Genomic DNA, 14,199 nt, shown 5'->3' on the forward strand with positions numbered 1-14,199 from the left:
CCATTCATTCTTTTAATTGTTGGCAGAAGTTACGAAACGGAAGTCCAAAAATGCTTTAAGACAATGTTAATTAGGAAAGGTTGAAGGGTAGTAATAGGATGATGACCAGGGAATTATTCATGCTATGAAGTAAGATTGGCCAAATGAGGTTTTTGTTCTCAAGTTTTACCTTTCCGAAGAAATAACCGGCAATGATCCTTGGGAAGATCATTACGAAAAGCGCGAGGTCCATCTGAAAGCTATCTACATAGTTGAAGATATGCACAAAACCGAAAAGTATGGCTCCACCTATCCAGATAGCCATATAATACCGGTGAAAATAGAAGCATATTTTTCGGTATAAGTTTTCACCAATCAATTCTCCAAGGGCATAATATAGAAAAGCCATGGAACCGAAAAGCAGCAAATATCGCAAGCTCCAATGCGCTTCTTCAGGAATAATTACGATTCCAATCATATAGAGAATAGAACAGATAAAGATTCGGAGCGTGCTTTTGGATGGTTTCAGCAGACTGCGAAAAACGCTTTCTTCAATTATAGGTGCAGCAATAATGGCCAGGAAAGCAAATTTCCAGGGGTTTTCATTCAGGATTTCGAGGATTTCGATCTGCTGATATTTATCAAGATCAAGCTCCAGAACAAAAAGGTTGAAAATCCCAAGTAAAAAGAAGAAGATGAAATAACACAGGATCATCAGCATGAAATTCCTGAAAAGGTTCTTCAGCTTCAGATTAAAGTTATTCTCCCTTAGAACATTCAAATTTTTTCAATTAGCAATCACTAAGGCTTACCTTCACGGCAAGGCCACCTTCTGAAGTTTCCTTATATTTTTTATTCATATCCTTGGCCGTTTCCCACATGGTTTCGATCACCTTGTCCAGTGGAACTTTCGCCTTACTGGCATCGCTTTCCATGGCAATCTCTGCTGCATTGATCGCTTTGATGGCGCCCATGGCATTTCTTTCGATACATGGAACCTGAACGAGTCCGGCGATAGGATCACAGGTAAGACCTAAATGATGCTCCATGGCGATCTCGCTGGCCATCAAAACCTGCTCGGGTGTTCCGCCCAGCAATTCGGTTAAACCTCCTGCGGCCATGGCTGAAGATACGCCAATTTCGGCCTGGCAACCTCCCATTGCGGCAGAAATGGTCGCTCCTTTTTTGAAAAGGCTTCCAATTTCTCCGGCAACCAGCATGAATCTTTTCAGGTCTTCGAAAGTTGCATCGTGGTTTTCGATACACATATAATACATCATCACGGCGGGAACGGTTCCTGCACTACCATTGGTTGGCGCGGTAACCACTCTTCCCAGAGAAGCATTCACTTCGTTCACACTAAGGGCGAAACAGCTTACCCATTTAAGGATCTGGCGGAATTTCACTTCGGTCTTTCGAATGGCCGGGATCCAGTCTTCGACTCCTGAATATTCAGTATCACCAATCAGGCGTTGATGCATTTCGAAGGCGCGGCGTTTTACATTGAGCCCGCCGGGAAGTGTACCTTCGGTATGACAGCCAATATACATCGATTCCAGCATGACATCCCATACCTGTTTGAAATTGGCTTCGATCTGCTCATCGGTTCTTAAGGAACGTTCATTTTCCAGGACGATGGAAGAGATTGGTTTATTTTCGGCTTTACAATAAGCCAGCAGCTCAGTTGCCTTTTCCACCGGGAAAGGGAATTCCTGGAAATTCTTCATTTTCTTGCTGGCATTCTTACGCTCTTTTTTAACTACGAATCCGCCACCAATCGAATAAAATGAAGAGGAAGATTTTTTACCATTATAAAGACACGCTCTAAAGGTTATTCCGTTAGGATGGAATTCAAGGAATTTTCGGTTAAATTTGACATCCTCGGCCATGCTGAAGTCAATTTCACGTTCCCCATTGAAATTAAGTTTCCCCATTTCCTTAATTCTCTCTATTTCAGCTTCAATAATAGAAATGTCCATAGTCACTGGATCGTGGCCTAACAAACCAAGAACAGTAGCAATATCGGTCGCATGCCCTTTTCCGGTAAGACTTAAAGAACCGTAAAGATCAACGTGGATCCTTTCAACTTCTTCAAATTTTCCCTTCTGCTTGAGTTCACCTATCCATCTTTGCGCGGCTCTCCAGGGGCCAAGGGTATGAGAACTGGAAGGGCCTACGCCAACCTTAAGCATATCAAAAACGCTAATGCATTCTATTTTTCGCATTGAGAGTAAGAATTTGAACGCAAAAATAATGAATTGCTAATCCTGCCCATGAAAAATTGAGAAAATAATATTGCTGAATTAGGTTGGATTTAAGATACTAATGACAGGATGGAGAAAAATAATGACAGTCTGTCATAAGTTTTGTGCTGGCATAATGATTGACTTTTAGTGACTGTGAAATTAAAAGACTAACGTAAAAAACAAGTTATATAGTTATGAGTAAAGTAATTGGAATTGACTTGGGTACCACCAACTCCTGCGTTGCCGTAATGGAGGGTAATGAGCCAACGGTGATACCTAATGCCGAAGGAAAAAGAACTACGCCTTCTGTGATCGCATTCGTAGAAGGTGGCGAGATAAAGGTTGGTGACCCTGCGAAACGTCAGGCAGTAACTAACCCACAGAAAACCATTTCTTCCATCAAAAGATTTATGGGGAACAAGTTTTCTGAATCTGAAAGAGAAGCGAGCCGCGTACCTTACACCGTTAAGAAAGGTGATAACGATACTCCTCGTGTAGAAATTGATGGTCGTCTTTATACTCCACAGGAACTTTCAGCTATGGTACTTCAGAAAATGAAGAAAACTGCTGAAGATTACCTGGGACAGGATGTTACCGAAGCGGTTATTACCGTGCCTGCATATTTTAATGACTCTCAGCGTCATGCAACAAAAGAAGCTGGTGAAATCGCAGGTCTTAAAGTAAGAAGAATTATCAATGAGCCTACTGCTGCGGCATTGGCTTACGGATTGGATAAAAAATCTCAGGATCAGAAGATCGCTGTGTATGACCTTGGTGGTGGTACCTTCGATATTTCTATTCTTGAGCTAGGTGATGGTGTATTTGAAGTACTATCTACTAATGGTGATACCCACCTTGGTGGTGATGACTTTGATGAAGTATTGATCGATTACCTGGCCGATAACTTCCAGAAAGCTGAAGATATCGACCTAAGAAAAGATCCAATGGCACTTCAGCGTTTGAAGGAAGCTGCTGAGAAAGCGAAGATCGAATTATCATCTTCTTCTCAAACAGAGATCAACCTTCCATATGTTACTGCAACTGCCAGCGGACCAAAACACCTTGTAGAGACTATTACCCGATCTAAATTTGAGCAATTAGCAGCAGATCTGGTAACAAGATCTATGGAGCCAGTAAAGAAAGCGCTTAGCGATGCTGGTCTTTCAAAATCTGATATCGACGAGGTGATCCTTGTTGGTGGTTCTACTCGTATCCCTAAGATCCAGGAAGAAGTTGAAGCATTCTTTGGTAAGAAGCCTTCAAAAGGTGTAAACCCAGATGAGGTTGTGGCAATTGGTGCAGCTATCCAGGGTGGTGTACTTACCGGAGACGTAAAAGACGTATTGCTTCTAGACGTTACTCCACTTTCTCTAGGTATCGAAACCATGGGAGGAGTGAACACTAAACTGATCGAAGCCAATACTACGATCCCAACCAAGAAGTCACAAACTTTCTCTACTGCAGCTGATAATCAGCCATCTGTTGAGATCCACGTGCTTCAGGGAGAGCGTCCAATGGCGGCAGATAACAAGACAATTGGTAGATTCCACTTAGACGGAATTCCACCAGCGCCAAGAGGAACTCCTCAAATTGAAGTGACTTTCGATATTGATGCCAATGGTATCATTAAAGTAAGCGCTACAGATAAAGCAACTGGTAAGTCTCAGGACATTCGTATCGAAGCATCTTCAGGATTGACTGAAGAGGAGATCGAGAAAATGAAGAAAGAGGCTGAAGCAAATGCCGATGCTGATAAGAAAGCAAAAGAGAAAGTTGATAAGCTGAATGAAGCTGATGCAATGATCTTCCAGACTGAAAAGCAGTTGAAAGAATTTGGTGATAAACTTTCTGATGAGAAGAAAAAGCCAATCGAAGATGCATTGGAAGAGCTTAAGAAAGCTTATGAAACTAAAGAAGTTGAAACCATTCAGCCAGCTTTAGACAAGATCAATGAAGCATGGAAAACCGCTTCAGAAGAGATGTACAAAGCACAGGCAGAAGCTCAGGGCGGAGCAAACGGACAGCCAGGTGGACCACAACAAGGTGCAACCGGAGCTGAAGGTGGAGACGCCAAGAGTGGAGATGATGTAGAAGATGTAGATTTTGAAGAGGTAAAGTAAGCAGTGAACACATTTTGCTAAGCAAAATGTTGTGATTAGCTTGTCCTGAGCGTAGTCGAAGGGCTTATCCCGAGCACCGCGAGGGATCTTCACAAAATCGAAACTTAATAGATATTGAAAAAGCCCCGCAGCAATGCGGGGCTTTTTTATGATCATAAAGAAACAAATTTAAAATTGAATTCATAAAAAAAGAGTAATTTAGGTTAGCTACCAAGTTTGTTATACTATGAACGCTACGGAAGTTTCTAAAGTTTTGGCGGAAGATTCTCCGGAAGAAATTCAAAAGATCCTGGAGAAACTGGAGGGAATTCAAAATTCCTTCCTTGCCATTTCCTGGACATCTTACTATGATTATATGTTTATAAGTGAGAAGGTAGAAAGCATTCTTGGGTATCCTTATTATAATTTCAGAAACAATGGCGTCGTATTTCTTCAATCCATAACTCCTTCTGAGGTTATTTCAACTATTTTCTCAGAACTCAATGCACAGCTCAAGGAATTAAAAAAACATAAGACCTACTACGAAAAGCAAAATATCTTAAAGGCGAATGGAGCTTTGCGTACTTCAGACGGTTCTGTAAAACCTGTGAAATTTATCGGTACTATTCTCGATGTTAGCGTTGGAGAGCCTGAATCCTTATTGATAGCATGTGTTTATATAGACCTGTTGAAGATTGAGAAAAATAAATTTGACGAAATTACAAGGACCTCAGAGGGTCTTCTGAACAGTCTTAAACAAAATTACGTTAGGGAAAATCGTGAACGTTTTTCTAATCTTAGATCTGCTGGAGAAATAACCAGCAGGGAAAAGGAAGTCCTGGATTTCTTATCCCAGGGCCTTAGCAGTAAAGAAATTTCCCGCCGTATGGATATAAGTTTTAATACTGTTGAAAGCCATCGAAAGAATCTCCTTCAAAAATTCGGTGTTAAGAATACGGCTTCGCTTTTAAGCAGGTATTTTTCCATCCGCAGATGAATTAAAACTCCCTGATTTCAGGGATTGTTTGTTATGGTAATTTCTTCTACTTTTAAATAATTGCCTACTCAGCTTTTTTCCTGTTTAACTATTACATCCTATACTTATGAAAGCCAGGCTATTATTCACCGTCATTTACCTTATTGGTCATAATGTTTTTTCACAGCAATCTTTTTCTCCTCCGTCTACTGAAGAACGGCCAGATACTTTGATGTTTGCCGGGAATAAGGTAGTAGATCCCTATTCTTACCTGGAAGAATATAAAGACCCAGAGGTTGCCAACTGGTATAAAGCCCAGGCCGATTATGCAAAATCCGTATTGGATAAAATCACAGGTCAGGACCGTATTCTGGAGGAAATGGCCAAAATAGAAAAAAACATGTCGGCTTCTGTGTCAAATCTTATAAGGTTAGACAATGGCAGCTATTTTTATCAGCAGCTAGAACCCGATGGCCGGCCTGAAAGAGCTTTTATGAAGGCTTTAGAGGGCAGGGATGCTGAAATGATTTTCGATCCACTTACCTATAAACCGGAAAAAGGTTACCATATTCGAAGGATTAGCCCTAGTCCAGAAGGTACTAAACTGGCTATCATTCTCAACCCCAATTCGGGTGAGGAAAAAGGGGAATTAATATTCATCGATTTGAGATCAGGGAAATTTATAGGGGATACTTTGTATAATATTCCAACTCAGCCTTTGTCGTGGATCGATGAAGAGAACTATTTAGTTACCAAAAATCGTGGGGAAGAAATTTTGAACAGGGAAGTATACCATAGCAGTATAAGAGACGGTGAAAAGACAGATCAATTATTTTTCTCTGCTGAAAAATTTCCAGAACTTCAAATAAGCCCGGAAGAAAGTCCCCATGTGACCTATTATCCTGATCTGGGTCTTTATCTTGCGAATGCTTACACCACGCTTGGATATTATAAAAGTTTTTTAAAGCGGGGTGATAATTGGGAAGCATTGAACTCAATCGATGATGTAGTAAGCGGTTTGCAAGTAACTGAAAATGGTATTTATTTTAAAAGCGGAAAGGATTCACCTAATTTCAGGATTTTAAGGTCTTCCCTGGATGATCCTACATTTGAAAATGCCGAAGAAATCGTTCCGGAACCTGAAGACGGCAATATCACCAGCTATACTTCCACAGATAAAGGCATCTTCTACGTGATCAAAAAGAACGGTGTTCAAAGCAATTTATATTTTAAAGATCTTGCTTCCCAAAAAGTAAGAAAAATAGAACTTCCGGTTGCAGCTTCCAATATAGGTGTAATAAAGATAAAAGGTTCAGAAGAGATCGAAATTTCGGTTTCCGGATGGACCACCCCGGGAAGAAGATTTATCTATAATTATGAAACCGATTCCTTCAGGGATTTAGTATTGGTTAAACATAAACCTCTTCCAGAAATAGAGAATCTGGTGGTTGAAGAATTGATGGTGCCATCTCATGACGATGTGAAAGTGCCGTTGTCGCTATTGCATCATAGCAAAATGGAAAAGAATTCAGATAATATCATCCTGATGATGGTTTATGGAGCCTATGGCCAGAACAATGGTCCAGATTACATTCCGCAGATAATGGCCATTACTAACCTTGATATTATATGCGCGTTTCCTCACGTTCGGGGTGGAGGAGAGCTTGGTGAGGGATGGCATAAGGCCGGCCAAAAAGAATTGAAATACAATACCTGGAAAGATGTGATTGCAAGTGCTGAATATCTTATCTCCACCGGTTATACCACAGCCGATAAGATCATCCTCCTGGGAGCAAGTGCAGGGGGAATTGCAGCAGGCATGGCTATGAATGAAAGACCTGATCTTTTTGGAGCCGTTATTAACGAAGTTGGTGCCGTAAGCCTGATGAATAAAAATGAGCTCCCCACTGCAAAGGTTAATAATCCTGAATTCGGTGATGTCAATGATCCCGAAGAGTTCGAAATCGTAAAGGCAATGAACAGTTTCACCCATTTGAAAAAGGATACTGAATATCCTGCCACCTTAGTTTTTGCGGGTTATAATGATGTTAGAATTTTACCTTATGTTCCAGGGAAATATGCTGCCAAACTTCAGAACTATACCTCCTCAGAAAAGCCAGTTCTATTTGCCGTAGATTTTTCCCAGGGCCATGGAATGGCGACTTATGAAGATTTTAAAAAGAATTTTGCAAGGAACCTTTCTTTTGGTTTATGGCAAGCAGGCCACCCGGAATTTCAGTACAAAACTGAATGAATTAGCCAATAAAGTCCATGCTTACATCCCATATTTTCAATTAATAGTTTGGATTAAGCCTGAACTGAAGCCTGGAAAACCTAGGTTGGAGATCTGTTGTGTACTTGGAATTATATAATACGTTTAAAGAATCAAAGTATACAGATAAACCAGGTTAAAAATAACCAGGATCACCAGGCTTGAAATTGAGAAAATCCGGTAGCTTCTCCCGGGTTTAGCCATTTCGGGCATCTGTTTGCCGGTAATGATCTTATAATTGAACCAGGCCAGAATAGGAGCCGACAAAAAGGAAAGTGCGGTTGCGAAATCTACCAGCCCGGTAAAGGACGCCGTAAAGGAATAAAGTATGATTAGGGAGATCATAGGAATCATGATCACACTTATCCTGTAATTTCGCCATTTTAGTGCCGGTTTCTGATCCTTCCTATTTTCGGCAAAAAGTTCTGATATCACCCTTGGAAATGCATCACTTACTGCCAGGGTAGTGGAGAACATGGCTATAAAGGCGGCGATAGCGATGATGGGTTTGCTCCATTTTCCCAAAGTCTTTCCGTATAGGTCGATTAGTTGTGCGGAGAATTCCACCCCGTTTCCAGAAAAACTCACTCCGCTCCCAAACATGATCATGGCACCCATTAAAAAGAACAGAACCCCGATCAGTGCTGCTGCGAAATACCCAACATTGAAATCGGTAAAAGCCTCTTTGAGGCTGGTTTGTCTTTTGTTGCCTTCGGCTTTTTCCCTGGTCCAGATCGAATGCCATACGGATGCATCCAATGGAATCGGCATCCACCCCATAAAGGAAATAATGAAAGCGATCCCAGCTTTATTCCAAACATCGGGTGGCGTTATCTCCAGTGCGTTTTCCAATCGGCCTTCTCCAACCGCAAGCAACACTGCGGTAAGAGTTGCCAGGCCAAGCAGGCTAACGATTATTTTCATGGTAAGGTCCAGTGCAGGGTATTTTCCTATCATAAGCAGTGCGATGCAAACTCCAAGAATGGCCAGGCTCCACTGGAAGTTGTTCCATCCCATCCCGAAAAGTTGTTCTGCCAGCCCGGCGGTAACGATGGTAACGGCTGCCTGGATGATGAACATACTTCCTACTGTTACCAAAATGAAGATCCAGTAGGGGAATTTTCCCAGTTTTCGATAGCCGGTAATAAGGTGATTTCCCGTAGCTGCCGCGTATCTTGGGCCGAATTCCAGGAAAGGATATTTTGTGATACAGGCTAAAACCAGCACCCACCATAAAAGAAAGCCATAGTCGGCTCCCGCGCGTGTGGCCTGCACCAGGTGAGAAACTCCAATGGCTGCTCCGGCGAGCAAAAATCCGGGGCCAATGCTCTTTAAAAATGAGGTTTTTGACGAAGTGGGCTGGTTCATGTTTTTTCCTGGAAAAGATTATTTATCAATTAATTTTTCAGCTTCAAATAACTATAAAATTGAACATATTAAATAATTTATTCAAAGATTCTCAATCAACTACAGTATGTTTTAATTAATAAGGCCTGCAAGAATATCTGTATATGAAGTGGTTTTAGGTTGAGCAATCGGCTAAAATCTTTTATCTTCAGCAACTCAATTCTTAAATTCTTAAACATGAAGAAAATTACCTGGGCATTTTTGCTCTTGTTATTTATTAATTTTTCCGGTTTGGCACAGGATAAGGAACTGGCTCCTGTGACCGGGACAGTGGCTATAACCAATGTCACGATCGTTCCCGAACCGGGTAAAAAGATCGATAAAGGAACGGTGCTGGTCAAGGATGGTTTGATCGAAGCCGTTGGTGCAAACGTTAAGGTTCCTCCCGGAGCCCGAATCGTAAAAGCCGACAGTATGCACCTCTATCCTGGATTTATTCTAGGCCTTTCTCATGCAGGTATCAAAATGCCTGAAAATAAGGAAGCCCAGAATGCGAAAGTCGAGGATCCAGGAAATCCACCAAACGAACTTGCTGGAATAACTCCCGAAAGAAAGGTTTATCAATACCTAACGATGGGTGAGAAGTCGGTTTCAGATTGGAGAGAGGCCGGTTTCACCGTTGCTCAAACTGTTCCATCTGGAGGAATGCTTCCAGGAACAACATCTTTGATCCTGTTAGGAGGGAATACAGACAACCCAATTATGAAGGCCGAAACCGGTCTTTATTCCACCTTTGATGGTGCAAGACGTATGTATCCTGCAACTGTCCTGGGTGTGATGGCTCATTACCGACAGTTATACAGGCAGGCCGACCAGGCTATGAATTATAGCAATTCTTTTCAGGAAGATCCGTCAGGCAGAAAACGACCTGCCAAAAACAGAACGCTTGAAGCCTTCTATCCGGTTGTAAAGAAACAGATACCTGTTTTCTTTCAGGCCGAAGAGGTGCTTGACGCCCAGCGTGCGATGCTTCTGAAAAAGGATCTAGGTTTCGACCTTGTTTTAACTGAATTAAAAGAAGGCTGGGACCTGGTAGAGGATGTAAAATCGAGTAATTCCAGAGTGCAATTCAGCCTGGATCTGCCAGATTGGGATGAAAAGAAGAAAGATTCTGCCAAAACTGAGAAAAATTCAGAAGAAAAAACTCAGCTTGAAAAAAGAAAACAGGAATTCCTGAAGAAATATTACTCTCAAATGGCCGATTATGCCTCAGCCGGGATCCAATTTTCATTTTCCGGGATCGATGTAAAACCTCAGGATGTTCAGAAAAAACTTCAGAAGATCGTTGAAAACGGTTTAAGCACCGATGCAGCGCTCCAAGCTTTAACTACCACTCCGGCACAACAGGCTGGTATGGAAAAGAGCATTGGAACAGTAGAAGCAGGAAAGCTTGCAAACCTTCTGGTATCTAATAAACCTTATTTCGAAAAGGACGCCAAGATCAAGTACGTGATGATCGAAGGTAAACTATACGAATATGATCTTAAGGAATCTAAAAAGCCCGATGCAGAGGTTATGGATATCGTTAGCGGAGAATGGACTTTCGAGGCTGATACTCCTGCCGGAACCATGACCGGGACTATTTCCATATTGAAAGATGAAGGTGGAGATTTTTCAGGAAGTATTTACAACAGCGTAACCGGTGAGGAAAAATCCCTTAGAAATATCAGGATTTCTGAAGATGTACTTTCCTTCGCTTTTAGCGTAACCTATCAAAGTCAGAATATGGATATCGAAACTTCGCTAACCATATCTGGCGAAAGCTTTGAAGGCTTTATGGAAATAGCCGGAAGCGGTGAAAGTTTCCCGGTAGAAGGAAATAAGGTTCCATCGAAAAGCAAATAATTCAGGAGATTTCAAAAACAGAACATTCAAGAAATGAAAAAACAATTAATCTTTATAATGATACTTCAGTTCGTTGTGGTCTCTATCTGGGCTCAAACGAAAAAAGGTGAAGTATTGATCAAGAATGCCACGGTGATCACGATTACCGATGGCACCAAGGAAAATACCGATGTGTATATCAAAGACGGTAAGATCTCTAAAATTGGGACCGATCTTTCGGCCTCATCGAACGCCACCGTTGTAGATGCTACCGGGCAGTATGTAATGCCGGGGATCATCGATGCGCATTCGCATATTGCGCTGGATGCAGTTAATGAGGCAACCAGTCCTGTAACCGCCCAGGTTTGGGTAGGTGATGCGCTGGATCCGTTTGACGTTTCCATTTATCGTGCGCTTGCAGGTGGGGTAACTATCTCTCATGCCATGCACGGTTCGGCTAACGCCATCGGTGGCCAGAATGAAACCATCAAGCATAGATGGGGAACGGTGAAAATGGATGACCTGCGTATGGAAGGAGCTCCAAGAACCATCAAATTCGCTTTGGGTGAGAATCCAACCCGCGTTCACGGAGCTGGTAACAATATCGTTCCGCGTACCAGAATGGGAGTGGAGCAGGTATTCAGAAGAGCTTTTTCTGAAGCTAAAGAATACATGGAAAGCTGGGACGAATATAATGCCAATAAGAACAAAAGAGGGTATAAGGGAATGGCTCCTGAATATGATCTTCAGAAAGAGGTGGTTGCCGATATTCTTAGAGGAGAGATCATCGTTCATTGTCATTCGTATCGTGCCGATGAGATCCTGATGTTAATGGATGTGTTTAAGGATTACGGAGTTGAAAAACTGGTTTTCCAGCATGTGAACGAAGGATTTAAAGTAGCACCTGAACTGGCAGAATTCGGAGCAGGAGCTTCGGTATTTGCCGACTGGTGGGCTTACAAGTTCGAGGTTTATTATTCAACGGCCTATAACGCTGCAATTCTGACTAAAAATGGAGTAACCACTTCTATCAATTCAGATAGTGGTGAATTGATCAGGCATTTATACCACGAGGCGGCGAAGACCCAGAAATATGGTGATCTTAGCGATGATGAAGCATTAAAGCTGATCACGCTGAATCCCGCCAAGCAGCTTGGAATTGATGACCGTGTAGGTTCTCTGGAAGTTGGAAAGGATGGAGATGTGGTAATCTTCAAGAATCATCCGCTCTCTATTTACGCGGTTCCGCAAATGACCTTCGTAGACGGAGTGAAATACTTCGACATCAGCGACGACCAGGACGATATGCGTATTTACGTGGATCCAAGCGAAGACATCGATGTGATGAGAAGCAGGACCGAACATGAAAAATGCATGGCGAATGCTGAATGGTTCTTAACTAACTAAAAGAAAATGATGAAAAAACTAAGTTTTATACTATTGATAGCGATAATAGGTGTTTGTTCAGCTCAAAACCCAAAGGCTGAAGGCGGCAGTTTTGCCCTGATGAATGCCACGATACATACCGTAACCAATGGTACGCTGGAGAATTCGAATCTTTTGATCAAAGATGGGAAGATCGCCAGGATCGGTGAACTGGGCTCTTTAGGAGCCGATGTTAAAAAGATCGATTGTAGTGGTTTGCATGTTTTCCCGGGAATGATCGATAGCGGAACTTCCCTTGGATTGGTTGAGGTGAGTTCGGTTGACCGAACTGATGACTCCAGGGAGATCGGGAATGTGATCCCACACATGAAAGCTTTAACTGCGGTTAACCCAAATTCGGCCCTGATACCTGTTACGAGGGTGAGCGGGGTTACTACCGTACTAACCGTTCCAGAAGGCGGGTTGTTTCCAGGTCAGGCAGCCCTCATCAATCTTCACGGCTATACTCCAGATCAAATGTCGGCAGGATTTTCTGCTGCGGTCATGAACTTTCCATCTTCCGGAAAAAGAGGCTGGTGGGACAGGCGTTCAGACGAAGAGATCGAAAAGGAAACCAGGGAGAACATGAAAGAACTGGCCGATATCTGGACGAAGGTAGAGCAGTACCATGAGCTGGATAGCATCAAGGCTAACGGAGGAACTTCGGTAAGCATGGATTATTATCCTGAAATGAAGGCCCTGCTTCCGGTATATCGAAAAGAAGTACCGTTGATGATCGAGGTAAATAAAGAGAAGGATATTCGCAAAGCCCTTGAATGGGTTGAAGAAACAGGGGTGCGAGCAATTCTTACCGGAGTAGAAGAAGGTTTTCGCGTTGCCGATGAGATCGCAGAAGCGGGAATCCCGGTGATCGTTGGTCCTACGCTTAGTACACCGGCCAGGGATTACGATCGTTACGACAGGCCTTATACCAATCCCTCTGATCTTATGGAGGCCGGGGTTAAGGTAGCCATCAGGACTTCTGAAGCCGAAAATGTACGTAATCTCCCTTATAATGCTGGTTTTGCTGCGGCTTACGGAATGACAGAAGAAGAGGCATTTAAGGCCATTAGCATCATTCCGGCTGAATTGTTCCAGGTTTCTGACAAACTTGGATCGCTGGAAGAAGGTAAGCAAGCTACCTTGTTCATTTCAACCGGCCATCCTTTTGAAACATCCACAGATGTGGAGCACGTATTTATCAACGGCTGGAAGATCCCGATGCAAAGCAGGCATACCGAGCTTTATGAAGAATTCCTTCAAAGAAGTCCGGGTCTGGAAAAATAAAAACTTGTATTTGAGAATTGAAAAGCGCGACCCAGGGTCGCGCTTTTTTTATTTCGCAAGATCGGTGATGAGATCCCGGTTCACTTCATGGCCACCATCAAAACTGATGATCTCCAGGTTTTTTGGAAACAACTCATGTAGCCGCTTTTCTTCGGTCTTTAAAATTTCGGGATTCAGGTATTCGTCCTGGGTGCCGAAAATGAATTTTATCTCGGTATCTGAAAGGTGTTCAAAATCTTCAGTTTTAAGCTCCTGAGGCACTTTTCCCGAATGAAGAATAAGCTTGCTGCAATTTATCTTTCTCCTGGCCACGAAACGGGTAGCTACCGAAACTCCCTGGGAATACCCGAAGATGTAAAGATTTTCAGCTTCAGCCAGGTTTTCAGCTTCATAAACCGCATCCAGGTAACTCAGCATATTTTCGATCTCTTCTTCCAGGTTCTCCCGGGTGAGCCACGATGCACCCACATGCCGATATTCACCATTCAGGTAATATTTTGATTGCGCCTGAGGGGCAATGATGTAATTCTCTTCCGGATCCAGGTGTTTGAAATATTTCAGGAAGTACCTGCTCAAATATCCGATACCGTGGAAGGCGAGCCAGACGTTTTTAGTGGCGGTCCTTTTATTTAAGGTTGAATAGGTATTTGAAATCGTATAAGAAAGCTTATTCTCTTTATGCAT

Annotated in this window: 10 protein-coding genes; 6 read left to right on the plus strand and 4 right to left on the minus strand. The window is 42.6% G+C overall.

Annotated features, from left to right (window positions below):
- Positions 1 to 70: 70 nt before the first annotated feature.
- Positions 71 to 760: a CPBP family glutamic-type intramembrane protease gene (locus MKO06_RS07950; protein ID WP_241551646.1), complete on the minus strand. Its 690-nt coding sequence runs from the start codon at positions 758 to 760 to the stop codon at positions 71 to 73.
- A 10-nt stretch (positions 761 to 770) separates the two neighbouring features.
- A complete protein-coding gene (locus tag MKO06_RS07955; RefSeq protein WP_241551647.1) occupies positions 771 to 2,204 on the minus strand; it encodes an L-serine ammonia-lyase in 1,434 nt (477 codons plus the stop codon).
- A gap of 215 nt (positions 2,205 to 2,419) precedes the next feature.
- Here MKO06_RS07955 and dnaK point away from each other — a divergent pair, with 215 nt between their 5' ends.
- From dnaK to MKO06_RS07970, 3 genes are all read left to right on the plus strand, one after another.
- Positions 2,420 to 4,345 carry a molecular chaperone DnaK gene (gene dnaK / locus MKO06_RS07960; RefSeq protein WP_241551648.1) on the plus strand — a complete coding sequence of 642 codons (1,926 nt, stop codon included), beginning with the start codon at positions 2,420 to 2,422 and terminating at the stop codon, positions 4,343 to 4,345.
- Between the two features lie 226 nt (positions 4,346 to 4,571).
- Positions 4,572 to 5,321: a LuxR C-terminal-related transcriptional regulator gene (locus MKO06_RS07965; protein ID WP_241551649.1), complete on the plus strand. Its 750-nt coding sequence runs from the start codon at positions 4,572 to 4,574 to the stop codon at positions 5,319 to 5,321.
- A 106-nt stretch (positions 5,322 to 5,427) separates the two neighbouring features.
- Positions 5,428 to 7,554 (plus strand): prolyl oligopeptidase family serine peptidase, encoded by a 2,127-nt coding sequence (locus tag MKO06_RS07970; RefSeq protein ID WP_241551650.1) that lies wholly within the window; start codon positions 5,428 to 5,430, stop codon positions 7,552 to 7,554.
- Between the two features lie 123 nt (positions 7,555 to 7,677).
- On the opposite strand, the gene MKO06_RS07975 is transcribed toward MKO06_RS07970, so the two are convergent.
- Entirely contained in the window at positions 7,678 to 8,940 is a 1,263-nt protein-coding gene (locus MKO06_RS07975; protein WP_241551651.1) for an Nramp family divalent metal transporter, read from the minus strand.
- A 216-nt stretch (positions 8,941 to 9,156) separates the two neighbouring features.
- On the opposite strand from MKO06_RS07975, the gene MKO06_RS07980 reads away from it, so the two are divergent.
- Genes MKO06_RS07980 through MKO06_RS07990 form a run of 3 tightly spaced genes read left to right on the plus strand, consistent with a single transcriptional unit; the run spans position 9,157 to position 13,515 of the window.
- Positions 9,157 to 10,824, plus strand: coding sequence for an amidohydrolase family protein (locus MKO06_RS07980; RefSeq protein WP_241551652.1), 1,668 nt, complete (start codon positions 9,157 to 9,159; stop codon positions 10,822 to 10,824).
- A gap of 33 nt (positions 10,825 to 10,857) precedes the next feature.
- Entirely contained in the window at positions 10,858 to 12,210 is a 1,353-nt protein-coding gene (locus tag MKO06_RS07985; RefSeq protein WP_241551653.1) for an amidohydrolase, read from the plus strand.
- A 6-nt stretch (positions 12,211 to 12,216) separates the two neighbouring features.
- Entirely contained in the window at positions 12,217 to 13,515 is a 1,299-nt protein-coding gene (locus MKO06_RS07990; protein ID WP_256946164.1) for an amidohydrolase family protein, read from the plus strand.
- Positions 13,516 to 13,563: 48 nt separating this feature from the next.
- Here the strand turns inward: MKO06_RS07990 and MKO06_RS07995 are convergent, their stop codons facing one another.
- A complete protein-coding gene (locus MKO06_RS07995; protein ID WP_241551654.1) occupies positions 13,564 to 14,199 on the minus strand; it encodes an alpha/beta hydrolase in 636 nt (211 codons plus the stop codon).

The sequence above is a fragment of the Christiangramia oceanisediminis genome (assembly GCF_022570735.2).
Taxonomy (GTDB): Bacteria; Bacteroidota; Bacteroidia; order Flavobacteriales; family Flavobacteriaceae; genus Christiangramia; species Christiangramia oceanisediminis.

Excerpts from the sequence above, each read along its gene's own strand:
- MKO06_RS07990 (WP_256946164.1), top strand. The coding sequence starts at position 12,217 with ATGATGAAAAAACTAAGTTTTATACTATTGATAGCGATAATAGGTGTT.
- MKO06_RS07985 (WP_241551653.1), top strand. The coding sequence starts at position 10,858 with ATGAAAAAACAATTAATCTTTATAATGATACTTCAGTTCGTTGTGGTC.
- dnaK (WP_241551648.1), top strand. The coding sequence starts at position 2,420 with ATGAGTAAAGTAATTGGAATTGACTTGGGTACCACCAACTCCTGCGTT.
- MKO06_RS07965 (WP_241551649.1), top strand. The coding sequence starts at position 4,572 with ATGAACGCTACGGAAGTTTCTAAAGTTTTGGCGGAAGATTCTCCGGAA.
- MKO06_RS07980 (WP_241551652.1), top strand. The coding sequence starts at position 9,157 with ATGAAGAAAATTACCTGGGCATTTTTGCTCTTGTTATTTATTAATTTT.
- MKO06_RS07970 (WP_241551650.1), top strand. The coding sequence starts at position 5,428 with ATGAAAGCCAGGCTATTATTCACCGTCATTTACCTTATTGGTCATAAT.
- MKO06_RS07995 (WP_241551654.1), bottom strand. The coding sequence starts at position 14,199 with ATGCATAAAGAGAATAAGCTTTCTTATACGATTTCAAATACCTATTCA.
- MKO06_RS07955 (WP_241551647.1), bottom strand. The coding sequence starts at position 2,204 with ATGCGAAAAATAGAATGCATTAGCGTTTTTGATATGCTTAAGGTTGGC.
- MKO06_RS07975 (WP_241551651.1), bottom strand. The coding sequence starts at position 8,940 with ATGAACCAGCCCACTTCGTCAAAAACCTCATTTTTAAAGAGCATTGGC.